The organism is Mesorhizobium sp. 2RAF21 (assembly GCF_052115345.1).
GTDB classification, from domain to species: Bacteria; Pseudomonadota; Alphaproteobacteria; order Rhizobiales; family Rhizobiaceae; genus Mesorhizobium; species Mesorhizobium terrae.
In genome coordinates this window covers 100120-126269 of the sequence record NZ_JBFRGM010000011.1, presented here as the reverse complement: position 1 = coordinate 126269, position 26150 = coordinate 100120, and the positions used below count along the sequence as shown (strand labels likewise).

Genomic DNA, 26150 nt, shown 5'->3' with positions numbered 1-26150 from the left:
CTCCGTCTCCGACTACTTCTGCCCGTCCTGTTGCGGAAACAGCTTCCAGCGGCGTGGGCGGAAAGCGACGCGGCTCTTCTGCGCGGCGGGATGGTCGACCGGCAGTTCGATCTCGACGCGCTGGCGCTCGCCGCCGATTTCCAGTTCGACGCGGCGGGTGCCGGCAACGCGGCGGCTGGCGATTACCGTGCCGGCGATGCAGCCGCTGCAACCGTCGAGCAGCTCGACATCGTGCGGGCGGAAATAGAGCAGGGCGTCGCCGGGCGAATGATTCGGCGCGGACAGGCCGATCGGACGGTCGGCAATCCAGAGCTGGCCGTCGTCGATCTTGACCGGCAGCGAACTCGACTCGCCGATGAAACCGAAGACGAAGGGCGAGTTGGGCGTGTCGTAAACCTCGTCGGCGGTGCCTATCTGCTCGATCTGCCCCTGGCTCATCACCACCACGCGGTCGGCCAGTTCCAGCGCTTCCTCTTGGTCGTGGGTGACGAAGACGGTGGTGTGGCCAGTGGTGTCGTGGATGTCGCGCAGCCAGCGCCGCAATTCGCGCCGCACCTGCGCGTCGAGCGCGCCGAAGGGTTCGTCGAGCAGCAGCACCTTGGGTTCGATCGCCATGGCGCGGGCGAGCGCGACGCGCTGGCGCTGGCCGCCTGACAGCTGCGCCGGATAGCGCTTCTCAAGTCCCGAAAGTTGAACGAGGTCGAGCAGTTCGGAGGCGCGGCGGCGAATTTCGTCTTTGGGCGGCCGGTTGGTGCCGTGCCGCACCTTCAGCCCGAAGCCGATATTGTCGGCCACGGTCATGTGGCGGAACAGGGCATAGTGCTGGAACACGAAGCCGACATTGCGCTCCTGGATGGTCTTGCTCGAAGCGTCCTCGTCGCCGAAGAAGATCTTGCCGGCGGTCGGCTGCTCCAGCCCGGCGATCAGCCTGAGCAATGTGGTCTTGCCGGAACCGGACGGACCGAGCAGCGCGATCAGCTCGCCCGAGCGAATGTCGAGCGAGACGTCACGGAGCGCCGGGAACCGGTCGAACTCCTTGCGTACATTGGCAACGCGAACTTCCATGCGGGTGTCCCTGTCAGTGTCCGCGTGTGGCGGCGAGCTCGGCGCCGTAGCGCATCTCGAGAGCGGTTTTCAAGACCAGCGTGACGAGCGCGAGCCCGGCCAGCAGCGAAGCCACGGCAAAGGCGCCGACGGCGTTGTATTCGTTGTAGAGGATCTCGATGTGCAGCGGCATGGTGTTGGTCATGCCGCGGATATGACCCGAGACCACCGACACCGCGCCGAACTCGCCCATGGCGCGGGCGTTGCACAGCAGCACGCCGTAGAGCAGACCCCATTTGATGTTGGGCAGGGTGACATACCAGAAAACCTGCCAGCCGTTGGCGCCGAGCGACAGGGCCGCTTCCTCGTCGCCATTGCCCTGTTCCTGCATCAGCGGGATCAACTCGCGGGCCACGAAGGGAAAGGTGACGAAGATGGTGGCAAGCACGATGCCCGGCACCGCGAACAGGATGACGATGCCATTGGCCTTCAGCCAGGCGCCAAGCAAGCCTTGTGCGCCGAACAAAAGCACATAGACCAGGCCGGAAATGACAGGTGAGACCGAGAAGGGCAGGTCGATCAGCGTGATGAGGAATGCCTTGCCCTTGAACTCGAACTTGGCGATCGCCCAGGATGCGGCGATGCCGAAGACGACGTTGAGCGGTACCGAGATCGCCGCCACCAGCAAGGTGAGGTGGATCGCGGCGAGCGTGTCGCGGTCGTTCAGCGAGGTGAAATAGGCGCCGATGCCTTTCGCGAAGGCCTGCTCGAACACGATGATCAGCGGCAGGACAAGGAACAGGCCGAGAAACACGAAGGCGATCGTCATGAAGACGCCGCGCGCGGCGCGGCTCTCGGTAATTGCCGACGAGGGATTGTTGTGCACCGGCTCGTAGGACTTGATTTCCGGATCAGCCATAGCGCTTGCGGCTCCATGACTGGAGGAGGTTGATGACGAGCAGCAGGGCGAAGGAGAGACCGAGCATGGTGGCGGCAATCGCGGTGGCGGCGGCGTAGTTGAATTCCTCCAACCGGATGACGATGAGCAGCGGCGCGATTTCGGTGACGTTGGGTAGGTTGCCGGCGATGAAGATGACCGAGCCGAACTCGCCGACGCCACGCGCGAAGGCGAGTGCGAAACCGGTGATGATGGCAGGTGCGAGGCCGGGAAAGAGCACCTTGGTGATGGTCTGGAAACGACTGGCGCCGAGCGTCGCGGCGGCTTCCTCGACCTCCTTGTCGATCTCTTCGATGATCGGCTCGACGGTGCGCACCACGAAGGGCAGGCTGACGAAAACAAGGGCGATGACGATGCCGAGCGGCGTGTAGGCGACCTTGATGCCGGCCTGCATCAGCGGCGCACCCAGCCAGCCATTCGGCGCGTAGAGCGTGGTCAGCGCGATACCAGCAACGGCGGTCGGCAAGGCGAAAGGCAAGTCGACCATCGCGTCGACGATGCGGCGGCCGGGGAATTTGTAGCGCACCAGCACCCAGGCGACGAGTGTGCCGAAGACGACGTTGATGGCGGCGGCGATCAGCGCGGTGCCGAAGCTGATCTGCAGTGCCTTCAGCGTGCGCGGCGCTGTCACGATATGCCAGAAATCGGTCCAGCCCAGGGCAGCCGAACGCCAGACCAGCCCGGTCAGCGGGATGAGGATGATGAGGGTGAGGTAGACAAGCGAGAAGCCGAGCGTCAGTCCGAAACCCGGAATGACACTCGGCTGCCTGAACCGCCACCCCGCCTGCGCGGGTGCCATGGTCATGTTTCTAGAAATCCGTCCCTTTTGTTCGCCCTGGCTTTCGCCCGCTCCGAAGGTGCCGAAGCGGATATGCCGTTCTTGTCACTGCGCCGGCTTGTAGACCTGGTCGAATATACCACCGTCGGCGAAATGATAAGGCTGCGCTTTCTTCCAGCCGCCGAATTGCGGATCGTCGATGGTGACCAGCTTGATCTGCGGCAGCTTGGCGAGATCTTCCGCCGGCACCAGGTCGGGCTTGGCCGGACGATAGTGGTTCTTGGCGATCAGCGTCTGGCCTTCCTTGGAATAAAGGTATTTCAGATAGGCTTCTGCGACCTTGCGGGTGCCCTTGGCGTCGACATTGGCGTCGACCACGGCGACCGGCGGTTCGGCGAGGATCGAGGTCGGCGGATAGACGACGTCGAATTTGTCGGCGCCGAATTCGTCGAGCGCCAGGTAAGCCTCGTTTTCCCAGGCCAGAAGCACGTCGCCCAGACCCTTCTGCGCGAAGGTGACGGTAGAGCCGCGCGCTCCGGTGTCGAGCACGGGAACATGCGAATAGAGGTTGGAGATGAATTCCTTGGTCTTGGCCTCGTTGTTGCCGTCCTTGGCATTGGCATAGGCCCAAGCGGCCAGATAGTTCCAGCGCGCGCCTCCGGATGTCTTCGGGTTCGGCGTGATGACCTGCACGCCTTCTTTGACCAGATCGTCCCAGTCCTTGATGCCCTTCGGGTTGCCCTTGCGCACCAGGAAGATGATGGTGGAGGTGTAAGGGGCCGAATTGTTCTCGAACTTGGTGCGCCAGTCTGGGTTGATCTTCTTCGATTTCGAGGAGATCGCGTTGATGTCGCCTTCCAGGGCAAGCGTGACGACATCGGCATCGAGACCGTCGATGACGGCGCGGGCCTGCGCGCCGGAGCCGCCATGCGATTGCTGTATGGTCACGGTCTCGCCGGTCTCCTTCTTCCAGTGGACGGCGAAGGCTTCGTCGAACTGTTTGTAGAGTTCGCGGGTCGGGTCATAGGATACATTCAGGATGGTCGTGTCGGCGAATGCGAAACCGAGCGCGCCGAATTGGACAGAACCGGCGATGAGCGCGCCGAGCAGCTTCTTGAAATGAGGGTTGGTCATTTCAGCCTCCGTTGAACACAATTCTACTCTATCGAAATTGTAGAAATTGGGTGCGGCGAAAGTTGCATTTTTCAGGCGTAGGGAGAAAAGTTGCAGCGTGTGAGCCGCAGGGCAAGAAAATTCTTCCTTGCCTGGTGACGGTTTCGGGTGCACGCAGCGGCGCCGACGCGTTTGAGGCCGCCTTGGCCGTACGCGATTCAAGCCGGGCCGGCCGGCGGCGAACCCAACGATTTCTTCGGTATGGCGGCGGCGCCTTGGGGAACCGCGCGACAGGCTATTCGACGAACACCTTGACGCTGGTGGCGCGACCGGCGGCGTCGATGACGGTCAGCGTCGAATAGCCAGCGCCGTCCGGCAGCCAGGTCGCGGTGCGCCGGCGATCGATCCCGACCAGCGGCTTGCCGTTGGCCAACCAGCGGAACGGTGCGCGGCCGCCCTGCAGCTTCAGTACTAGCGGCGTGGCGCCAGGCCCCGACGTGCCGAGATCGACACGGGCACCGTCGGGTGGAAAGACGATGCGCGGCGCGGGTTCGGTCGGCGCGGCGACAACCGAGACGTCGGAGGCGGTGCCGAAGCGGGCGAGCGTCACCGGCAAGTCCTCGCGCCGTGGCCGCAGCACGCCCGCGGGCTGGCTTGGCAAAGCGACGGCGGCGATGCCGGAGCGCGCGAAACCTTCGAACAGGATCGGTGCGGCGGAAATGTAACCCGACAGCCCGGGCACCGCGCTGGCGTCGGGCCGGCCGACCCAGACCCCCAGCACATGGCGGCCGTCGAAGCCGATCGCCCAGGCATCGCGATAGCCATAGGAGGTGCCGGTCTTGTAGGCGATGCCGCGTTGCTGCGCGCCCTCGGGTGGGCGCACGCCGGCGAGGATGTCGGTGATCTGCCAGTTGGCGCGCTCGTCGAGGATGGTTGTTGCGGCACCCGTCACGGGCACAGCCTCGGTGCCGTCGCGCAGCGGATGCGCTTTTCCGCCATTGGCGAGCCCTGTGTAAAGCTGGACGAGGTCGCGCAGGCTGACGCCGACGCCGCCGAGGCCGATGGCAAGGCCGGGGGCTTCGTTGACCGGCAGCAACGGCGAGACGCCAGCCTGGCGGAAGCGCGCCATCAGCCTCGCCGGCCCGACCGTGTCGAGGATGCGGATAGCCGGCACATTAAGCGACAATTGCAGCGCCTGCCGGATCGAGACATCGCCCTGGTAGCCCATGTCGAAATTCTTCGGCCGGTAGCCGGAGAAGTCGGCGGGGCTGTCCTCGATGATGGTTTCCTGGGCGACCACGCCTTGTTCGAAGGCGAGGCCGTAGATGAAGGGTTTCAGCGTCGAGCCGGGCGAGCGCAGGATGCGGGTCATATCGATCCAGCCGGAGCGGCTGGAATCGAAGAAGGAAGCCGAGCCGACCTCGCCCAGAATGTCGCCGGTGCGGGAATCGGCGAGCACCATAGCGACCGACAGTTTGGGCCCGAGCTTGGCGGCGGCCTCGCGGGCGACCGCTTCAAGGCCTTCCTGCACGCTCTTGCGGATCGTCAGCTTCAGCGGCGCGCCGGCCTCGGCCTTGCGCACCAGCGTGTTGGCAGCATGCGCGGCAAAAGCGGGCAGCGGGCGACGCAGGCCGGAGACATCGTCGAGCGCGGCACGGCGGGCCTCGCGGTCGCCGATCAGGCCAGCCGAGACCATGCGCGTGAGCACACGATCGCGCGCCGCCTGGGCTATGGCGAGGTTCCTGTCCGGACGGCGGCGCTCAGGCAATTGCGGCAGCGCCACCAGGAGTGCCGCTTCCGAGACGGTGAGGCGGCGCGGCTCCTTGCCGAAATAGGCCAGCGAGGCCGCCCGCACGCCCTCAAGGTTGCCGCCATAGGGTGCAAGCGTGAGATATTGCTCCAGGATCTGGCGCTTGGTTAGCCGCCGCTCGATCTGCACGGCGCGCAGCATCTGCTTGAGCTTGGAACCTAGGGAACGGCTTTCGCGCGGTTCGATCAGGCGGGCGAGCTGCATCGACAGCGTCGAGCCGCCGGAGACGATGCGGCGGTTGGTGGCGAACTGGGTTGCCGCGCGGCCGAGGGCAAGGAAATCGATGCCCTCGTGATCCCAGAAGCGCTTGTCCTCATAGGCGACCAGCATCTCGACGAAGCTCTTGTCGACCTGATCGATGGCAACAGGCAGGCGCCAATAGCCATCCGGCGTAGCGAAGGCGCGCAGCAAGGTCCCGTCGCGATCGACGACCTCGGCGGAAACGGCCAGTTTCTCCGGCAGAGGCGGCGGGAAGGCACGGTCGAGCGCCCAGAGGCCGCCGACCGCGATCGACGCCAAGGCGATGGCGGCGGTCGCGAGGATGGCGAGGCGCCGCAACCGGCTCCTGCCAGGCGAGGGAGGGGACGCTTCGATCGTCATGATCGCCTCATCGGCCGCCTTACGGCGCCTTCACCTCCATCATGCCGGTAGCGGTGCGGGCCGAATATTGCGGCCGGTACATGTCCTCGACCGAGGCCGCCGGATGCACATAGACACCTGGTGTCACGGCGCGCACGACATAGGCCATCGTCTTGGTGCGGTCGCCGTCGTCCTCCGACGGGTCGAAGGCCGCGACGAAACGGTCGTTGCGGAATTCGAGATGCGCGGCATTGGTCTGCGCCAGCCACGGAAAGCCAGTGAGCTGCGCGCTGGAGACGAGACCGGGATTGTCGATCTCGAAACCGGCGGGCAAGAGGTCGGTGACCAGCATGCGCTGCGGCCAGTCGTTCTGCGACGCGACTTTGAGCACGACCACATAACGCTCGTTCTGCTTGGCTTCGGTGACGTTCGCTTCCTTGCCGTCGAGCGTGTAGTAGGTGCGCTCGATGGTGTAGCCGTCGCCGCTTGCCGGCAGCGGTTGCGAGGGCGAGGCCACGCTGGTGACGACCGCCTGCAGCGGAGCCTTGCCGTCATTGGCGACGGTGAGCGGGGTGTCGAGCAGGGTCTCGCCGGTCATGTCGGCCGAATAGGCGCCGGTATGGGGCTGGCCGTTGACCTCAAGCTTTATGGTGTCGTTGCCTTCCTTCAGCGCGCGGGCCGCCAGCAGCATCCAGGCGTTGTCCTGCGTGCTCGTCCAGCGGGCTTTCGCGCGTTCCCTTTCCACCAGCTTGACGAGTTCCGGCAACACGGCCGGCGCTGGCTTGGATTCCGCGGCAAGCGCCAGCATGGCGGCACCGTCGCGCAGCGCCGAGCCGTAGTCGGTGCGGTACCAGTCATAGTCATTCATGGATTTGGCCAGCCGCAGCGCTGTGGAGAAGGTAGCGTCGGAGCGCTGCGCGTCGCCGTAGAGCGCGAGTGAGGCGGCCAGTTGCGCCACCGCCATCGGGCTCGAGAAGGCTTCGAGCTTGGTGTCGACATAATAACGCAGGTCGCCGACGGAGGCTTTCTTGTTGCGGGCCAGCACATAGAGCGCATAGGCGATATCGGTGCCGCGATCCTGAACGTCCTGATCGTAGCCGATCGAATTCTGCAGGTTGCTCAACGCCTGCGAGATTGCCTGCGCCGGTACGTCGTATTTCGCTTCGCGGGCGCGGGTCAGGAAATCGCTGACATAGGAATCCAGCCACAAATCGCCGGAGCCGGGGCCCCACAGGCCGAAGCTGCCGGCGGAAGCCTGGTAGCTCAACACCCGGTAGATCGCCTGCTGCACACGGTCGTGCAGGCCCGGATCGTCGGGGATGCCGTAACCCTTCGACATCTCGCTCATATAGAGCAGTGGCATGGCGCGGCTCGTCGTCTGCTCGGCGCAGCCATAAGGATAGCGGTCGAGCGACAACAGCAGTGACGGCACGTCGAGGGCCGCCGATTGCGAGACGCCGACGCTGACGGAGGCGCCTTGCAGGATGCTGGCGGCGAGCAGTTCCTTGTCGACGCGCAGCGCGCCGCCGCCGCTCTTGAGGTCGACGACCATGCGCGACGTCACCGGCAGCTGCGACGGCCGTATCGGCAGGAACAGCGTCTGCTCGACCTCAGGACCGCCTTCATGGGCGAGTTTGACGGTGAGAGTGGCATCGCTGGGCGAGACCGCGATCAGCGGCACGGTCAGCGACTGGCGCTTGCCCTGGGCGAGCGTCAGCTTGGCCGGCACCGCTTCCTCGCCGATCGTCAGGTCGCCGGTGGTCTGGATGCTCAGCGCGTAGTCTCCGGCCGGGCCGTCGGTGTTGGCGAAGTCGAGCCGCATGGTGGCCGAGTCGCCCGGCGCCATGAAGCGCGGCAAGCCGGCCGTGACCACGATCGGATCGCGCACGATGACGTCGGTGGAGGCGTGGCCGACGGCTTCCTTCGTCCAGGCCACGGCCATGACACGCGCCGTGCCGTTGAATTGCGGCAGGTCGAAATCGATCGTCGCTTTGCCTTCGGCGTCAAGCTTGACGATGCCGGAGAAGAAGGCGACCAGCTTTTCGGTGGGCGGGCTGCCCTGGCTTTGCATGGCATTGCCGTCGCCGCCGGTGCGCAGCTTGCCGGTGGTGCCGAGCGAGCCGTCGATCAAACGACCGTAGAGATCGCGCAGCTCCAGTCCCATCATGCGTTGGCCGAAGAACCAGTTCTCGGGGTCCGGCGCCTTGTAGTTGGTCAGGTTGAGGATGCCGACATCGACGGCCGCCACCATGACATAGGCCTGCGAGCCCGGCTGCATGCCGGTGACAGCGACTGGGATCGACAGCGACTGGCGCGGTTCGGTCTTGGCCGGTGGCGTCAGCGCGACGCCAAGTTTCTTGGCGCCGGGATCGATCTTCAACCATTTCACGCCGATGGCGCGGGCCGGCATGCGGCTTTCCTGCGCGTTGCCCGGCCGGAACAGCGTGGCGGTGACATAGGCGCCGGCGCCCCAATTGTCGGGAACCGGAATGTCGACGGTGCCGCCATCGGCGGGTATCGATACGTCGATGGTCTTCATCAGCCGGTCGGCGCCGATCGTCACCAGAAGTTCACCGGCGTAGTGCGGCGAGACCTTCAGCTTGGCGACATCGCCGGCGGCATAGCCGTCCTTGTCCAGCGCGATTTCGAGGCCGTCGGGCGTCTCGGTCGAGGTGGCGCTGACATACCAGCCGCCGTCGAACTCGTAGCTCGTTGCCGGGCCGTCCGCGCTTGATGTCTCCACCTCCAGCCTGTAGCGGCCCCAGTCGACCGGCAGCGACAGGCTGGCTTCGCCGTCGGTGGCGATGTCGACCGCGCCGTTGGCGACCGATTTGGTGAAGGTCACCGGCTCGTAGTTCCACGAGCTGCCATTGCGGTACCATTGGTAGTTGCGTTCGACTTTGACCAGCGACCATTGTGCGCCGGCCATCGCCTTGCGCTTGCCGTCGCGGTCGACGGCGATCAGGCTGAACTTGGCGGTGCCACCCTGCGGTACCTCGTCATTCTCGAAATCGGGACGGATGCCGATCATGTCACCCTGCGGGCGGATGGCGAGATTGAGCGAGCGCTCGACGGCGCGGCCGCCGGTCTCGCGCATGCGCACCGTCACCTTGGCGTTGACCAGCTTGGTGGTGGATGGCAGCTGGGCGATGGTGACCGGGAAGGTCGCCTTGCCGTTGTCGCCGACCACCGGCAGGTCGGCCAGCGGCGTCGAGGAAGGCTGGGCGGCCTGCTCGTCGGCAAGGCCGAAGACAAAGTCCTTGAAGCGATCCCAGTCGCGTGTCACCGCCAGCGTGGTTTCGCCTTCCAGCGCCAGGCCGGCCGCCGGCGCGCCGTAGAGGAAGCGGCCGTCGACGGTGACATTGGCCGTCTCGCCCTGCGCGATCTCGGTCTTGTCGGCGGTGAGGTCGAATTCGATGCGGTCCGGTACGAAGTCTTCGACCAGGAACATCTGGCTCGCCACCGCCGGCTGCTTGGGATCGGTGTGGATCGACACCGTCCAGCTGCCGCGCATGGCGTTCGGCTCCAGCGACAGGTCGACGGAATGGCCGCCTGCCGAGGTGCCGTCGCTGACGATACGGCGCGCCTCGACGCCGTCGGGGCGCGTGAAGATGAAGGTCAGCGGCAGGTTGTCGACCGCCTTGGAGGTGTCGTCGCGGGCCAGCGCCTGCACATGCACGTCCTCGCCGACGCGGTAGATGCCGCGCTCGGTCCAGGCGTAGACGTCGAGCGCGCCCGTCGCGGCGCGGCCAGCGACGCCGCGATCCGACAGGTCGAAGCCGGCCTTGGCCATGTCGAGGAAGACGAAGTCCTGGTCGCCCTGCTTGGCCATCAGCACGGCCGGCACCATGCCGCCCTCGCCACGGGTGAGGCCAGGATTGAAGACGGCGCGGCCTTCGGCGTCTGTCGTCGCGGTGCCGAGGATTTCGTTGTTGCGGGCAAGAAGGGTGAGTTCGGCGCCCTGGATCGGCTTCGCGGTGCCGAGCGAGCGGGCAAAGACGTTCAGGCCGTCCTGTCCGGTGTAGGTGGAAAGGCCGATGTCGGAGACCACGAACCATTGCGTGGCACGCGAATTGTAGGTGTCGCTGTGGTCATCCACCGGTTGGGCGGTCAGGATATAGACGCCGGGCTTGCGCTGCGGCAGCGCCTCGTCGACCGGGAAGGAGGTGGTGACCTCTTTGTTGAGGTCGCCGGCGATCTCCATCCGGCCTTCCCAGATCGGCTGACCCATCTGGTCCCTGATGTTGGTCATGTCGTAGCCGTCGAGCTGGCGCAAGAACTGGTAGCCGGACAGAAGCTGGGCCAAGGACCGGTCGCCTATGCGGAAGAGCTTCATGTCGGCGGCGTTCATGTTGACGGTAACGACCGGAATGCCGCGGCGCACGCCGGCCGGCAGCACGAAGCTGTCGCCGGTGAAGCGGGCGGACGGCGCGCGGTCCTGTACGTAGATCGACAGTGCAACCGGGGCGGCTGTCACCTCGCCGATGGCCGAAGGCAGGCCGGCGCGGAAGGTGATGTTGTAATGCTGTCCGTGCTCCAGGCCCTCGACGCAGATCTGCTTGCCCTTGGCCTCGACGCCCTTGGGTGCGGCGCCGTCGATGGTGACGAATTGCGCATAGTCGACGCCGGTCTTGACCAGCTCTTCCGAGAACTGCGCGCAGATGCGCGGCGCGGTGGTGTCGGCATCGACGCTGTGCTCGACGACGCGGAAACCCTTGCGGGCCTTCAGGTCCTGGTATTCGGAAAGCACCGCCGGTGAATTGACCAGCGCAAGGCTGGCCTCATAGGCCTGCAACGCCGGGCGGTAGAGTTCGCGCTTGTCGAGACCGGCGGCAAGCAGGGCCAGCACCTCGGCGCGGTTGGTCGTGGTGCGCGACAGCTGGTAGGCATTGAAGGTGGCCGAGGTCGCATTAGCCTGCAATGTCGACTGGTCGTTGCTGGATGCCGTCGTCAGCGTCGCCAGGGTCTCGTGGGCGAGCTTGGTCCACAGTGTGCCGTCGTCCGGCATCATCGACAGTGCCGCTTCATATTTCTGCATTGCTGCGCGGTGGTCGCCGGTCAGGGCCGCCTGTTCAGCGGCCTGTTCCAGCGTCGTCAGCCCGTCGGTCGGCTTGGAATAGCCGGGGCCGACCAGGCGCTTGCGATACTGCAGCGCCTGGTCGGCCATCCAGGCCGGGAAATAGGTCAGTTCCTTGGGCGCGCCGATGTCGGGTTCGCTGGCGACGTTAACCACCTTGCCGCCGACCGCGCCGGCAAAGGGCTTCAGCGTGTTGTAGTCGGATTTGAGGAAACACCACTTGGCCTTGGTGTTGTAGGTGAAGGCGCGGCAGGCATTGTCGCCGAGGCAGTCGGTCTTGCACTGATCCAGCGTGACATTCTGCTCCGAGCGGAGGTCGAAGCCGAAATAATCGACATTGTCGGTGGTGACGATTCGCTTGGTCTCCGCCGCTTGCGCGAGGCCGTGGAAGACCGAGAGGAGCAGGAGAACAACCGGCAGTATCCTGACCGCACGCAAAACCATCGCATCCTCCTCTCACTTTCCAGCACAGCCGCGTTGCCAAGCGACAACGGTGCCCGATTTTTCCGGCTGTCGTGGCATGTTCCGCCTTAGCCGAGGCTTGTCAACACGCGCAAACGGCCATAACCGGCCCACGAAGGTCCATTGCAAACCGTGCCTTAGGGGCATTCAGTGTGCATTCATATGAAAAGCTTCACACAATTTTGCGACGGAACAAAAGGTGTGAACTCAAAGGTGCAAGCAATTCAGACATTTCATGGTTCGTGCCCTATAGGAATTTACGAGGACTTCAGAAGTTCACTCCAATTTTAGCAATCAGGGAGCATGGGAGGGACACGGTTCGGGTCTTGGAGGACAGGTGCGGCTGATGCCGACGAGGGAAAAGCGCGATTGGCAGGGCAGCGCGTGCAGGCGCAGCCTTTCGCGCGCCTTGCTCGCTGTCACGCTTGGCGCCGCCACGATGATAGCCGAAAGCCGTAGCGTTTCCGCCTTCGAACTCTTCGGCATCAAGCTGTGGGGGTCCGACGACAAGGCGGACACCGAGATTGCCGACCCGCTGCGTTATGCTGTGACCATTGACGTCAAGGATGACGACGCGGATCTGAAGAAAAGGATCGAGGCGGTCTCCGGCCTGAAAGCCGACGAGGACCATCCTGTTTCCGGTTCTCTCGGCCTGATGACCAAGGCGCGCAGCGATCGCGAGCAGCTGGTGGCGGCGCTTTACGAGGACGCCCGCTACGAAGGCGTGGTCGACATCTCAATTGCCGGCCAGTCGATCGACGAATTGCCGCCGGATGCCGAATTCAAGGGCCAGCAACCGATACCGGTGACGATCACCGTCACCCCAGGCCAGAAGTTCACGCTGGGCGACATCCGTCTCAAGGGCGATGCCGCGGGGCTCGCCAGCGCCGATTTCGGTCTGATCTCCGGCGGCGATGCCGGCTCGGGCGCGGTGCTGAAGGCTGAGGCGAGACTGGTCAAGGCGCTCAAGGACGAGGGCAGGCCGCTCGCCAAGGTCACCGATCGCGAGGTCGTCGCCGACCATGCCAACGGCCGGCTCGACGTGACGTTGACCGTCGAGGCCGGTCCGGTCGCGGGCTACGGCGAGACCACGGTGAAGGGCACCGAGACGGTGGATCGCGATTTCACCGAATACATGACCGGGCTGAAGCGCGGCGCGCGCTATTCGCCCAAGGAAATCGATACGGCGCGGGACCGGCTGCTCGGCCTCGAAGTCTTCAACAGCGTGACGCTGAAGGAAGCCGACAAGCTGGACGCCGACGGCAACATCCCCATCGGTGTTGAGGTGAGCGAGCGCAAGCCGCGCTATTTCGGCGTTGGCGGCACTTTGTCCAACACCGAAGGGCTGGGACTGGAAGGTTATTGGGGCCATCGCAACCTGTTCGGCAAGGCGGAGAAGCTGCGCATCGACGGCTCGATCAGCGGCATCGGCTCCAATGCTATTGGCCAGCTCAACTACAATGCCGGCATCATGTTCGAGAAACCGGGCGTGGTCGGTCCCGCTTCCAAGTTCTTTGCCAATCTGAAGACCGTCTACGAGCATCCGGACGCCTATGACCGCTTCTCGGTCAAGGGCGGCGCTGGGCTCTCCTACGAGATCGACAAGAGGCAGACCGTTTCGGCGGAACTGTCGCTCGACTATTCCAAGATCACCGACAGCTTCGGCAAGCACGACTACCTGATTGCCAGCGTGCCGCTGCAATATGTCTTTGACAACCGCGACAACAAGCTGAACCCGAAGAGCGGCTTCAGGGCACTGGCCTATGTCGAGCCGAGCTACGATCTCCTGAATGGCGCCACTTTCGTGAAGCTCAGGGGCGAGGGTTCGGCTTATCAGGCACTCGACACCGGCGGCCGGTTTGTGCTGGCCGGCCGCGTGGCGCTGGGCTCGATCGTCGGCGCATCTCTGGGAGACGTTCCCGCAGACCGCCGCTTCTATTCGGGCGGCGGCGGCTCGGTGCGCGGCTACGCCTATCAAGGCATCGGCCCGAAGGACATCAACAACAAGCCGACCGGCGGGCTTTCCTACTTCGAGACCTCGGCCGAAATGCGCATCGGCATCACCGACACGATCGGCATCGTTCCGTTCGTCGATGCCGGTACTGTGTCCACCAAGCAGTTCCCGGACTTCTCCGATGTGAAGGTCGGCGCCGGCGTCGGCCTGCGTTATGTGACGCCGTTCGGTCCGCTGCGCATCGACGGCGCCATTCCGCTCAACCGCGGTCCAGGCGATCCACGCTTCGGCATATATGCCGGCATCGGTCAGGCGTTCTGACGAGATGGCTGGCTTGCTCAGGCGCGCGGCGCGAATCTTCCTCTACCTGGTGGCGATCGTCGTCGCCGGTGCTATCGGCGCGCTCGTCGTTTTCACCACCACGGAACGCGGCCGCGACAATCTCGCCGGGCTGATCTCGTCGATGGCCTCCTCGCCGGATACCAAGGTGACGGTCGCCGGCATCGATGGCATCTGGTCGGGCGCCCTGACGGTCGATCATGTCGTGCTCGAAGACAAGCAAGGGCCATGGCTGGTGCTGCGCAAGGTTGCGGTCGACTGGTCGCCGCTGGCGTTGCTGTCGAAGACTTTTAGCGCCGAGCGCGTCGCGGTCGAGCGCATCGAGGTGGCCCGCCCGCCGGTTGGTGGCGAGCAGAAGCGCGACAATGCCGGTGGCGTGAATCTGCCTGTGTCCCTCGACATCAAGGCGATCGATCTGCCTGATATCGCGCTCGGCCAGGCCCTGGCCGGCGTCGGCATCGCTGAGCTTGCCGCCAAGGGCTCGGTCAAGGCCGATGCCTCGCCACTCGCGGTGGCGGCCAAGCTCAATGTCGCCCGCAACGACGGCAAGCAAGGCACCGTCGACGCCAATGTCGATTTCGCGCCGGCCGCCGACAGGCTGGACCTCGACGTCAAGGCGTCGGAACCGTCGGGCGGCATCCTGGCCAATCTGCTGCAGCTGCCCGGCGCGCCGCCAGTGGAAATATCGATTGCCGGCAAGGGTGCGCTAGCCGACTGGAACGGCACCGGCACATTCAGCGTCGACGGCCAGGTAATCACCCAGCTTGTCGGCCGTCATCAGCTCACCGACAAGGGCAACCGCTTCGAGGCCAAGGGCGACGGCGATTTCGCCCGCTTCCTGCCGGAGCGGTTCAAGCCGCTTCTGGCCGGAAGCACGACATTCGATCTCGCGGGCACCGCCACCAAGGTCGGCGGCGTCGAGGTCGAGCGTGCCAACATCGCCAGCGACGCGGTGCGCGGCGAGGCGAAGGGCACCATCAACCCCCAAGGCACCACCGATTTCGGCTTGCAATTCAACTCGGTCGGCCCGGTGCTGCCGCTCGCGCTCGGCAGCAAGGAAAGCCCGATCGATCTCGACCTGAAATCGGCTTCGGTGCACGCCTTCGGCGAGGGCAGCAAGCCGATGCTGGACATCGGCGCGTCGCTCGCCAAGGTGACGACCACAGTCACCAAGTTCGAGAATATCGACCTGACCATCCATTCCGACAGCTTCGATATCGCAAACCGCGTCGGGCCGATCACTGGCGCCGTCACCGTCGACAAGATCGGCCTCGACAACCCGACCATCGCGCCGCTGATCGCCGGCAAGATCAAGGCAGACGTCACCGGCAGTATCGAGAAAGAGACGATCAACGTCGACAAGGGGTCGATCCGCTCGGACACGCTCGCCGGCGATTTCAACGGCAAGATGGCGCTTGCCGACGGTTCGATCGAGTTGAACGTCAAGGCCGATGCCGCTTCGTCGGCACTGCCGGCTGCGGCACGCCCGGTGCTCGGCGAGCGCGCCGTACTGTCGGCTGCGATCAAGCGCAACGCCAAGGGCCTGGTCTCGGCCGATTCCATCAAGCTCGTCTCCGGCGCGGTTTCCGCTGACGGCAGCGCCAGCCTCCATGACGGCCAGATCGTTGCCGAGCTCAAGGGTGCGCTGGCCGACCTGTCCTTGCTGTCGAAGGAAGCCAAAGGCGCGATCGGCCTCTCGGTCACGGCCAAGGGTGTCATGGTCGCACCGGACGTTACGCTTTCGGTGAGCGGCGACAAGCTCGAGGTAGCCGGCCGCGAGATCCAGGGATTGAACCTCACGGCATCCGGCAGGGCCGACGCGGCCAATCCCGCCGCCGACATTTCGTTGTCCGGCACCGTTGCCGGTCAGCCGCTGCAGGGCAAGGCGGTGCTGAAGACCGCGAATGGCCAGCGCCGCATCGACGGCCTGTCGCTGGCGCTCGGCCAGAACGGGGTTTCCGGCGATCTCGTGCTGGACCAGGCCTTTCTGCCGGAAGGGTTGGTGAAGATCGATCTGCCGGATATCGGGCCGCTGGCGGCGCTGGCGCTGGAAAAGGCCGAAGGCAATGTGCGCGGCATGGTCCGCTTCAGCAAGCAGGACGGCGTGCCGCAACTGGCGCTGCAGGCCAAGGCAGGTCTCAAGCGCGGCGACCTGACGGCCAATAATGTCGCGATCGACGCGCAGGTGGCGAATTACGCGGCGGCGCCCGTCGTGGCTGGCACGGTTCGTGCGGATGCCGTGACTTCCGGAACCATGACCGTGACCGGCATCGCCATCGACCTGAAGCGCGACGGCGAATGGACTGGCTTTTCCGGCGGCGCCACGGTCAAGGACATTCCGGCGAAGGCGGCGGGACGGGTCAAGGTCGCCGGCGGTACGACGACGCTCGAACTCGCTTCCGGCCAGGCTACGATCCGCGGCCTCAGGGCAGCGATCGCCGAGCCGTCCACCATCGCTGTCGCCAACGGCACCACGACGATCCAGAAGCTGGTGGTGGGCGTCGAGGGCGGCCGCGCCACGGTCAGCGGCACTGCCGGCAACGCGCTGGACCTCAACGTCGCGCTGGCCAATTTGCCGATCGCCGCCGCCAATGCTTTCTCGCCGGGCCTCGGTGCCGCCGGTACCGTTTCGGGCACTGCGAAGGTGACTGGCCCCGCGTCGGCGCCGTCGGTGGCCTATGACATCAAGGCGAATGGCGTCGCGCTGGCGGCTATGCGGGATGCCGGCATCGACGCCCTCAACATCACATCGGGCGGCACCTTCGCAGCCAACAAGCTGAACTTCAACGCCGATATCGGTGGCGGGACGGGACTTGCGCTGAAGGCTGGCGGCTCTGTGACGACGGCAGGCGCACCCAACCTTTCGGTCGACGTCAATGGCAACGTGCCGTTCGAATTCCTGGCGCGCAAGCTGGCGGCGCAGGGCCTGTCGCTCACCGGCACCGCCAATGTCGCCGTGCAGGTGCGCGGACCGGCCAGCCAGCCGGTCATTTCCGGCACGGTGCGCTCGTCGGGCGCGCGCTTCCTCGACGCCGGTTCTGGCCTCGCGGTCAAGGACATTGCGCTCGATGTCGGCCTCGGCAACGGCGTCGCGACCATCAACCGACTGACTGGCACTTTGTCGACGCGCGGCACGCTGAGCGCCGGCGGTACGGTCGGCATCGACCCGGCCAAGGGGTTTCCGGCCGACCTGTCGATCAAGTTGGTTGACGGCCGCTACACCGACGGCCGTATCGTCACGGCCAATCTCGGCGGCGACCTGACCGTGAAGGGGCCGTTGGCGACGGCGCCGGCGATCGCCGGCACCATCAATCTGGGCAAGGTCGTCGTCACCGTGCCGGAGCGGCTGCCGACATCGCTGTCGACCCTCAACGTCAAGCGCAAGGACGCACCGGCGGCGGTGCGCGCGCAGGACAAGGCGCTGCGCCCGGCCGGCGCCACCAGCAGCGGTGGTGGGGGCGGCGGGTTGACGCTCGACATCACCGTCAACGCGCCGAACCAGATCTTCGTGCAGGGCAGGGGCGTGGATGCCGAGCTCGGCGGCAATTTGCGCTTGGCGGGGCCGGCGTCGGCACCGCAGGCGGTCGGTCAGTTCACGCTGCAGCGCGGGCGGCTCTCCATCCTTGGCAAGCGCCTGACTTTCACCGAAGGCACGCTGACCTTCTCGGGCTCGCTGGTGCCGTATCTGAACCTGGTCGCGGAATCGACAGCCACCGACGCGACGGTGACGATCACCGTGTCGGGCGAGGCGACCAATCCGAAATTCGCCTTCTCCTCGGTGCCGGCACTGCCGGAGGACGAGGTTCTTGCCCGCCTGATCTTCGGCCGCTCTATGTCCAACCTGTCGCCGCTGCAAATCGCCCAGCTCGCCGAGGCGGCAGCCCAGCTCAGCGGCGTTGGCGGCTCGACCTCGCTGCTGGAAAAACTGCGCAGCAAGCTCGGCGTCGACGATCTCGACGTGACCACCGACGATCAGGGCGGAACGGCGGTATCGGCCGGCAAGTATCTCAATGACCGCACCTATCTCAACATCCAGAAGGGCGAGAAGCCGGGCTCGGGCAAGGCGCGCATCGACTTCAATGTCGGCAAGGGCGTCAAGCTGCGTGGCGAAGCGTCGGACGCCGGCGAAGCCAAGGGCGGCATCTTCTACGAGCGCGAGTACTGAGGCAGCCAATCGCACGCCTGCCGGTAGAGTGTATTGGACCGACGGCGTCGCGCAACTGGTGCTTTCAGAAAAAGGTGTGTTGCCGCAAGTCTAGCTTGCGCGCGGTTTGGACAAAACCGCCGTGGTCATTTTGTTGCCATCGATAGCAAATTTCCGTCAAGATTGTCGCATTCACGCGAACTGCTCCCTTTTCAAAGTTGCACTCTCCTTTTTGAGTTCCAAAGTCGAACGATCTTTGACATCGTCGGTCGAGTGCGGAATGTTAAAAGGCAAAAAGCCAACAATGGGAGTTAGTCATGAAATTCTATCGGAGTAACAGCGACCGCGTTCCCGATCACATCCTGGCAATGGCCGAGCAGGTCAAGACCGGGGAAGTCGATCGCCGTGAGTTCCTGGCGATGGCAAGCATCTTTGGCGCATCTGCAGCCATGGCCTATGGCCTGCTGGGCGTTGCCATGCCGACGCCAGCCATGGCCGAAGAGCAGCCCAAGAAGGGCGGCGTCCTCAAAGTGGCCATGTCGGTCAAGGATCCGAAGGACCCGCGTACCGCCGACTGGTCGGAAATCTCCAATGCCGAGCGCCAGGCGCTCGAGCCGCTGGTGAAGTACACCAAGCAGTACACTTTCGAGCCCTACCTCCTCGAAAAATGGCAGGTCAACGACGACGCCACCGAATACACTTTGCATGTGCGTCCGGGCGTCGAATGGAACAATGGCGACAAGTTCACCGCCGATGACGTGATCCACAATTTCACGCGCTGGGCCGACAAGTCTGTGGAAGGCAACTCGATGCCCGGCCGTCTGGGCAGCCTCGTCGACGAGACCACCAAGAAGCTGCGCGAAGGCTCGATCGTCAAGGTCGATGACATGACGGTCAAGCTGAAGCTGACCAAGCCCGACATCGCCGTTATCGCTAACCTGGCCGACTATCCGGCGCTCGTCGTGCACAAGACCTTTGACGAGAAGGGCGCCAACTTCAAGAATTGCCCGATCGGCACCGGTCCGTTTGAGCTCGTTTCCTACGATGTCGGCCAGAAGGTGGTCTACAAGCGCCGCGAAACCGGCAAGTGGTGGAACGGCGAGGCCTATCTCGATGGAGTCGAATTCATCGACTACGGCACCGATCCGGCTGCCACGGTTGCGGCTTTCGAATCCGGCGAAGTGCAGACCAATCACGAGACCACCGCCGACTACGTCAAGATCATCGCGGGCGTCGGCGCCCCGGTCTCTGAAGTGGTGACGGCGGCTACCGTCGTCTCGCGCTTCAACGTCAAGGCCAAGCCCTATGACAACCAGAAGGTTCGTCAGGCCATGTGCCTTGCCGTGGACAACGCCACCGTGCTGCAGCTCGGTTACGGCAATGCCGGCACCGCCGCTGAAAACCACCACGTCGCGCCGATCCATCCGGAATATGTCGAGCTGCCCAAGATCAAGCGCGACCCGGCCAAGGCCAAGCAGATGCTGCAGGAGGCAGGCGCGCTCGATTTCGAGCACGAGCTGATCTCGAACGACGAGGACTACCATAAGAACACCACCGACGCGATCGCGGCGCAACTGCGTGAGGCCGGCATCAAGGTGAAGCGCACGGTGCTGCCGAGCTCCACCTTTTGGAACGACTGGACGAAGTATCCGTTCTCGGAAACCAACTGGAACATGCGCCCGCTCGGCATCCAAGTCATCGCTATCGCCTACCGCTCGGGCGAAGCCTGGAACGAAACGGCTTATGCCAATCCGGACTTTGACAAGAAGGTCAACGAAGCCCTCGGCATCGCGGATGCGGAGAAGCGCAAGGTTGTGATGAAGGATATCGAGCAGACGCTGCAGGATTCCGGCATCATCATCCAGCCCTACTGGCGCAAGCTCTACATCAACATCAAGCCCGAGGTGAAGAACCACTCGATGCACCCGACCTACGAGCACGATTTCGGCAAGGTCTGGATCGACAAGGCTTAACCGGTCCTTCGGCAGGGATGAGGGCGCACGCCCTCATCCCGTTCATGGCCTCGCGGCGTCGCACGCCGCGGCGGCATGATTCCGCACCAGGTTTTTGGACGCAGGGTTGACAGCATCTGACCCCAACCCGGCCGGCAGGGGGGCGCAATGTTCTCATTCATAGCCAGACGCATCGGCACGATCCTGCTGACCATGCTGTGTCTGACGCTTGTCGTCTTCTTCCTGGTCAATCTCGAACCCAATCTGAAGAAGCTGGCGATCAGCCAGACAGAAATGCACACGCCGCCCGAGCAGCTCGAAAGCTGGCTCGTCAATCACGGCTACAGGCAGAATTTCTTCGTCCGCTACGGACAGTGGCTCGGCGTGGTCAAGAAGGAGCCGATCGTCGATGCGGCGACCGGCAAGGCCTCGCAGCGCTTCACCTTCTGCAATGACCCGATGGAGCCCGCCTATAATGGTGTGCTGCAGGGCGATTTCGGCTGCTCCACCAAATTCAAGGCCACCGTTGCGGCCAAGCTGTTCCCAGCACTGCGTGCCACCGGCATCCTGATGTTCTGGGTGCTTGCAGTGATGGTGCCGGTGTCGCTGCTCATCGGCATCCTGGCCGGCATGCGGGAGGGCTCGCGAACGGATCGAACCCTGTCGGTTGCCTCGATCATCACCACGGCGACGCCGGAATATGTCTCGGGCGTTATTTTCACCGTCATATTCGCGTCGTGGCTCGGTTGGCTGAACGGCTCGGCTGCCTCGGCAAGCCAGGGCATCACCTTCTACAATTTCACGCTGCCGGTCATCACGCTGGCCATATACGGCATCGGATACATCGCGCGCATGACACGCGCCTCAATGGTCGAGGTGATGACGCAGCAATATATCCGCACGGCGCGGCTGAAAGGCCTGTCGTTCTCCAACGTCGTCATCAAGCACGCGCTGCGCAATGCGCTGATCGCGCCGTTCACCGTCATCATGCTGCAGTTCCCCTGGCTGCTCACCGGCGTCGTCATCGTCGAGACGATGTTCCGTTACCAGGGCTTTGGCTACACGCTGGTCGAGGCTGCCGGCAACAACGACATCGATCTTCTGCTTGGCTGCTCGATGGTCTCGGTGTTCATCGTCTTGATCACCCAGCTGATCTCGGATGTCGGCTACGCATATCTCAATCCGCGCATTCGCGTGCAGTAGGGGAGGCCGGCGATGCAGATCGAATATATCGGAGCCGTCGGTATCATCCTGGGCGTGCTGGCGCGGTTCTGGCCGGTTTGGCTGGCGCTCGCCGTCGTGCTCGGCACAAGCTTCACCTATAAGAAGAAACTCGGCCTCTACGGCCAGCTGTTCGACAGCGGCGTCGGCATCGCCGGCGTCATCATCTGCCTGTTCTGGCTGTTCACCGCGATCTTTGCCTCGCATGTGGCGCCGTTTGACCCGCTGGGGCAGTTGCCGGTGATGAAGGACGCGCTGCCCGGCGCGGTCGAGCCGGCCTCCAAGGGCGTCTACCTGTTCGGCGGCGACAAGCTGGCGCGCGATATCTTCTCGCGTATGGTGTTCGGCTCTCAGATCGTGCTGATCATCGCCCCGGCCGCTACCGGCTTCGCGCTGATGGTCGGCATCACGCTTGGCCTGCCCGCCGGCTACTATGGCGGCAAGATCGACACCGTGCTGTCGTTCCTCGCCAATCTGGTTCTCGCCTTCCCGGTGATCCTGCTGTTCTACCTGCTGGTTACGCCCGGCATCATGGACACGCCGATCCCCTATGCGATGGCGGGGCTGTTCTTCCTGTTCCCGATTATCTTCTTCTGCGTCCTGTTCTGGACCCGCTACAAGAAGCGGCCGGACCGGCTGTATGTGCTGATGGGGTTGACTTTGCTGATCGGCGGCTGGGTTTATCTCGGCCTTGTATTCGACGCCGATCCGCTGAAGATCGTGCATATCGATCCCAATCAGCTCAACATCTTCGTGGCGGTGGTCTTTGCCTCGTCACCTGGCGTGTTCCGCATCGTGCGCGGGCTGACCATGGACATCAAGACGCGCGACTATGTGGCGGCCGCCCAGACGCGTGGCGAAACGCCTTGGTACATCATGCTGTGGGAGATCCTGCCCAATGCGCGCGGCCCGCTGATCGTCGATGCCTGCCTGCGTATCGGCTACACTACCATCCTGCTCGGCACGCTGGGATATTTCGGCCTGGGTCTGGCGCCGGAAAGTCCGGACTGGGGTACCGCGATCAAGGACGCCAGCCGGTTGCTGCGCTCCTTCATCCATCCAGCATTGCCGCCGACGATCGCGCTGATGTCCTTCGTGCTGGGGCTCAACCTGCTCGCCGACGCACTGCGCGAACAATCGATGAAAGACTAGAGTGGAGGGCGACGCCATGAACGAAGCCGTTAAAGCCACGAACACAGCCAACGCCCAGCCGATCATCGAGATCGAGAACCTGTCGATCTCCTTCTTCACCCGCAAGGGCGAAATACCGGCGGTGATGGACTTTTCCTGCACAGTGATGCCCGGCGAAGCGATGGGCATCGTCGGCGAGAGCGGTTGCGGCAAGTCGACCGTGTCGCTCGGCATCATGCGCGACCTGTCCAACATCGGCAGGATCGTCGGTGGCCGCATCAAGTTCCAGGGCAAGGATATGGGCGACATGTCGGAGGAGGAGCTGCGCTCCATCCGCGGCAACAAGATCGCCATGATCTACCAGGAGCCGATGGCCAGCCTGAACCCGGCCATGAAGATCGGCCAGCAATTGATGGAAGTGCCGCTGCTGCACGATAAGGTCTCCAAGGAAGAGGCCTACAAACGTGCGCTCGACATGGTGCGCTCGGTCAAGCTGCCCGACCCCGAGCGCATGATGCGCTCCTATCCGCACCAGCTTTCCGGCGGCCAACAACAGCGCATCGTCATCGCCATGGCGCTGTTGTCCAATCCGGCGCTGCTTTTGCTCGACGAGCCGACCACAGCGCTCGACGTGACGGTGGAGGCCGGCATCGTCGAACTGGTGAAGGGGCTGGGCAAGCAGTTCGGCACTTCGATGATCTTCGTGTCGCACAATCTGGGCCTGATCCTGGAGACCTGCGACAGGATCACGGTGATGTATTCGGGCGAAGCGGTGGAAACCGGCAAGATCACCGACGTCTTCGACCGCATGCGGCACCCCTATACGCAAGGGCTGTTCCGCTCCATTCCGCTGCCCGGCGCCGACAAGAACGAGCGGCCGCTGGTGGCGATCCCTGGTCAATTGCCGTTGCCGCAGGAGCGGCCACGAGGCTGCAATTTCGGTCCTCGCTGCCACCACTTCGTCGAGGGCGTGTGCAACGCAGCCGAGATTCCGATGATCCCGGTGCAGGGGCATGACGGCCATTTCTCGCGCTGCGTGCGCTTCAACGAGATCGACTGGGCAGCGCTGCCGCCCGGCGCCAAGAAGGCCGGCGAACCGGTCAAGCCCGGCGCACCGGTACTCAAGGTCGACGACCTGAAAAAATACTACCATGTCGGCGCCGGCGGTGTGTTCGGCGGTAGCGAGGGGCGCACCGTCAAGGCCAACGAGACGATCAGCTTCGAGGCGCGCGAGAGCGAGACCGTCGCCATCGTCGGCGAAAGCGGTTGCGGAAAGTCGACACTGGCGAAAGTGCTGCTCGGCCTAGAAACGGCAAGCGCCGGCAAGGTCACGCTTGCCAACACCGAAATCCAGGCGACGGGCATCGAGAAGCGCAGCGTCGATACGGTCTCGGCCATCCAAATGGTGTTTCAGAACCCGTTCGATACGCTGAATCCCAGCCACACCGTCGGCTCGCAGATCATCCGCACGCTTGAGAAGTTCAACGTCGGCAAGACGGTGGCGGACCGTCGGCAGCGCATGCTGGAGCTTCTGGATCTTGTGAAGCTTCCACGCGCTTTCGCCGAACGCAAGCCGCGCCAGCTTTCCGGCGGGCAGAAGCAGCGCATCGGCGTGGCCCGCGCCTTTGCCGGCTCGGCCAAGGTGGTGGTGGCCGACGAGCCGGTCTCGGCGCTCGATGTCTCCGTCCAGGCGGCGGTGACCGAGCTCTTGATGGACATCCAGCGCCAGTCCGGGATGACGATGCTGTTCATTAGCCACGATCTGTCGGTGGTGCGCTACATCGCCGACCGCGTGGTGGTCATGTATCTCGGCTACATCGTCGAGCAGGGCACAACCGATCAGATCTTTTCGCCGCCCTATCACCCCTATACCGAGGCGCTGCTTTCAGCGATCCCAATCGCCGACACCAGCGTGGTCAAGAAACACATCGTGCTCGAAGGCGACATTCCCTCGGCGATGAACCCGCCGAGCGGCTGCCCGTTCCAGACCCGCTGCCGCTACAAACATCTGGTGCCGGACGGCCGTTGCGAGAAGGAGGTGCCGCCGCTGAAGGATCTCGGTGGCGGCCACCGCAGCCTGTGCTGGCTTTCCGACGAGGTGCTGGCCGGCATGGAGCCGGTGATCAGCTTCGACAAGGCGCATGCGGCGCTGGAGGGCGTGCCCGACGATGCAGTCGAGATTGCTGACGCGCCGGTTGCGGCGGCCAAGGCGAAGGTTGCCCGCAAGGCATCCACTGTCGCCAGGGGCTCCAAGGTGTCCGCGAAGGTGGCCATGGTCGCGCCGGAACCGGCGACACAGCCAGCGCCGGCAGCGAAAAATGTACCTGCCGCCAAAAAGTCTACGGCAGCCTCCAAGAAGACTGCGCCAGCCGTGAAATCGGAGCCTGCGGCGAAGACTGCTGCAGCCGGGAAGACGGCCGCCACTGCCGGCAAGGCGGTTGCTGCAACGCAAGCGAAGAAGGCAACGGTCACTAAGAGTCACAAGCCGAAGGCGGCAACCGGCTCCAGGACCAAGGCGGTGCCGGCTACTCCAGCCGTGAAGGCGGCCGTGCCGAGCCCTGCTCCTGAACCGGTCGATCCCGCGGATCGCGGCCGGCCGGCCGGCATAGCGAGACCCGCTGAGCCCGACGACCTTAAGCTGATCGTCGGCATCGGTCCGCAGATCGAGATCGCGCTCAATGAGCTCGGCATCTATCGTTTCGCGCAGGTCGCCGGCTGGACCGAGATCGAACGCGAATGGATGGACACGCGGCTGACGCTGCTTGGGCGCATCGAGCGCGACGATTGGGGCCGGCAGGCCAAGGCGTTGGCCGATGGCGGCGTGGAAGAATACATCCGGGTTTTCGGCCGCAAGCCGCACTAGGCCGGCTGAACGTATCCAGATTGGCGGCTTCCGGAAAATGGAGGCCGCGCCGGCCACAACGTCGCATCGATGCAGATGAGGCTATCGCCAAGTCTCGGGTCAGCGGCAGTTCTGCAACTGCCCGCGGTAGCGGTCTGCCATTGCGGCGGTGTCGCGCGCATAACGCTGCACGCCGGCATTGGAGCGCCATTCGCCGCGCTTGTAGCTGCCCCAGCCGAGATAATAGGCGAGGTAGAGATTGTAGGTGTCGTCGCGACCGACGCCGAAAGTGTCGATCGTCTTTGAGTGGTACCAACCGACGAAATCGACAGCGTCGCCGAAATTGGTGCGGCTGGCGGTGAAGTTGCCGGTCTCGCGCCGGTATTGGCTCCAGGTGCCGTCCAGCGCCTGCGAAAAGCCATAGGCGCTGGAAATGCGGCCCCAGGGAATGAAGCCGAGCAGCTTGCGGCGCGGCGGCCGGGCATAGCTGTTGAAACCGGATTCCTTGCGCACCGTTGCCATCAGCACATGCACCGGCACGCCATATTTGCGCTGCGTGCGCTCGGCCGACGACTGCCAGTCGTTGAACCAGCCGTCGCGTTGGTCGAAGACGGCACAGACGTCGTTGATGCGGTTGGGCGTGCTCGCGCAGGCGGCCAGCGCCAGCGGAACACCGATCACTAAAACTCGACTAAAACTATACGCACGCATGCGCCAGCATTAGCCGCAAATCATAAAGGGAGTCT

Annotated in this window: 12 protein-coding genes and 1 pseudogene; 6 read left to right on the top strand and 7 right to left on the bottom strand. The window is 64.3% G+C overall.

The window, feature by feature from the left end; genetic code table 11:
* Positions 1–12: 12 nt before the first annotated feature.
* The 6 genes from AB4136_RS18975 to AB4136_RS18950 form a co-directional block, all read right to left on the bottom strand.
* Positions 13–1065 (bottom strand): sulfate/molybdate ABC transporter ATP-binding protein, encoded by a 1053-nt coding sequence (locus AB4136_RS18975; RefSeq protein ID WP_024923529.1) that lies wholly within the window; start codon positions 1063–1065, stop codon positions 13–15.
* A gap of 13 nt (positions 1066–1078) precedes the next feature.
* A complete protein-coding gene (cysW, locus tag AB4136_RS18970) occupies positions 1079–1963 on the bottom strand; it encodes a sulfate ABC transporter permease subunit CysW (protein WP_024923528.1) in 885 nt (294 codons plus the stop codon).
* A complete protein-coding gene (gene cysT / locus AB4136_RS18965; RefSeq protein ID WP_024923527.1) occupies positions 1956–2807 on the bottom strand; it encodes a sulfate ABC transporter permease subunit CysT in 852 nt (283 codons plus the stop codon). Before cysT ends, cysW begins: the two co-directional genes overlap by 8 nt.
* A 78-nt stretch (positions 2808–2885) precedes the next feature.
* Positions 2886–3914 (bottom strand): sulfate ABC transporter substrate-binding protein, encoded by a 1029-nt coding sequence (locus tag AB4136_RS18960; protein ID WP_024923526.1) that lies wholly within the window; start codon positions 3912–3914, stop codon positions 2886–2888.
* A 274-nt stretch (positions 3915–4188) separates the two neighbouring features.
* Positions 4189–6303: a penicillin-binding protein 1C gene (pbpC, locus tag AB4136_RS18955; RefSeq protein ID WP_051504756.1), complete on the bottom strand. Its 2115-nt coding sequence runs from the start codon at positions 6301–6303 to the stop codon at positions 4189–4191.
* 19 nt (positions 6304–6322) lie between these two features.
* Positions 6323–11803, bottom strand: coding sequence for an alpha-2-macroglobulin family protein (locus tag AB4136_RS18950; RefSeq protein ID WP_024923524.1), 5481 nt, complete (start codon positions 11801–11803; stop codon positions 6323–6325).
* A gap of 364 nt (positions 11804–12167) precedes the next feature.
* Here AB4136_RS18950 and AB4136_RS18945 point away from each other — a divergent pair, with 364 nt between their 5' ends.
* The 6 genes and pseudogenes from AB4136_RS18945 to AB4136_RS18920 all read left to right on the top strand — a co-directional run.
* Entirely contained in the window at positions 12168–14096 is a 1929-nt protein-coding gene (locus tag AB4136_RS18945; protein ID WP_024923523.1) for an autotransporter assembly complex protein TamA, read from the top strand.
* A 4-nt stretch (positions 14097–14100) separates the two neighbouring features.
* A complete protein-coding gene (locus AB4136_RS18940; RefSeq protein ID WP_036254310.1) occupies positions 14101–18279 on the top strand; it encodes a translocation/assembly module TamB domain-containing protein in 4179 nt (1392 codons plus the stop codon).
* A 296-nt stretch (positions 18280–18575) separates the two neighbouring features.
* Complete coding sequence (locus AB4136_RS18935) at positions 18576–20231, top strand: ABC transporter substrate-binding protein (RefSeq protein ID WP_024923521.1); 1656 nt, start codon at positions 18576–18578, stop codon at positions 20229–20231.
* A 147-nt stretch (positions 20232–20378) separates the two neighbouring features.
* Positions 20379–21413, top strand: a complete 1035-nt coding sequence (locus AB4136_RS18930) for an ABC transporter permease (protein WP_024923520.1) — start codon at positions 20379–20381, stop codon at positions 21411–21413.
* Between the two features lie 12 nt (positions 21414–21425).
* Positions 21426–22583, top strand: coding sequence for an ABC transporter permease (locus AB4136_RS18925; protein WP_024923519.1), 1158 nt, complete (start codon positions 21426–21428; stop codon positions 22581–22583).
* Positions 22584–22599: 16 nt separating this feature from the next.
* Positions 22600–24735, top strand: a pseudogene (locus AB4136_RS18920) (dipeptide ABC transporter ATP-binding protein); the annotation flags it as partial.
* Positions 24736–25524: 789 nt separating this feature from the next.
* On the opposite strand, the gene AB4136_RS18915 reads toward AB4136_RS18920, so the two are convergent.
* Positions 25525–26115 (bottom strand): transglycosylase SLT domain-containing protein, encoded by a 591-nt coding sequence (locus AB4136_RS18915; protein WP_024923517.1) that lies wholly within the window; start codon positions 26113–26115, stop codon positions 25525–25527.
* Positions 26116–26150: the final 35 nt, after the last annotated feature.

What these genes read in the sequence shown, in the direction of transcription:
- cysW (WP_024923528.1), bottom strand. Translation starts at nt 1,963, where the DNA reads ATGGCTGATCCGGAAATCAAGTCCTACGAGCCGGTGCACAACAATCCC.
- AB4136_RS18915 (WP_024923517.1), bottom strand. Translation starts at nt 26,115, where the DNA reads ATGCGTGCGTATAGTTTTAGTCGAGTTTTAGTGATCGGTGTTCCGCTG.
- pbpC (WP_051504756.1), bottom strand. Translation starts at nt 6,303, where the DNA reads ATGACGATCGAAGCGTCCCCTCCCTCGCCTGGCAGGAGCCGGTTGCGG.
- AB4136_RS18960 (WP_024923526.1), bottom strand. Translation starts at nt 3,914, where the DNA reads ATGACCAACCCTCATTTCAAGAAGCTGCTCGGCGCGCTCATCGCCGGT.
- AB4136_RS18930 (WP_024923520.1), top strand. Translation starts at nt 20,379, where the DNA reads ATGTTCTCATTCATAGCCAGACGCATCGGCACGATCCTGCTGACCATG.
- AB4136_RS18975 (WP_024923529.1), bottom strand. Translation starts at nt 1,065, where the DNA reads ATGGAAGTTCGCGTTGCCAATGTACGCAAGGAGTTCGACCGGTTCCCG.
- cysT (WP_024923527.1), bottom strand. Translation starts at nt 2,807, where the DNA reads ATGACCATGGCACCCGCGCAGGCGGGGTGGCGGTTCAGGCAGCCGAGT.
- AB4136_RS18940 (WP_036254310.1), top strand. Translation starts at nt 14,101, where the DNA reads ATGGCTGGCTTGCTCAGGCGCGCGGCGCGAATCTTCCTCTACCTGGTG.
- AB4136_RS18945 (WP_024923523.1), top strand. Translation starts at nt 12,168, where the DNA reads ATGCCGACGAGGGAAAAGCGCGATTGGCAGGGCAGCGCGTGCAGGCGC.
- AB4136_RS18925 (WP_024923519.1), top strand. Translation starts at nt 21,426, where the DNA reads ATGCAGATCGAATATATCGGAGCCGTCGGTATCATCCTGGGCGTGCTG.
- AB4136_RS18950 (WP_024923524.1), bottom strand. Translation starts at nt 11,803, where the DNA reads ATGGTTTTGCGTGCGGTCAGGATACTGCCGGTTGTTCTCCTGCTCCTC.
- AB4136_RS18935 (WP_024923521.1), top strand. Translation starts at nt 18,576, where the DNA reads ATGAAATTCTATCGGAGTAACAGCGACCGCGTTCCCGATCACATCCTG.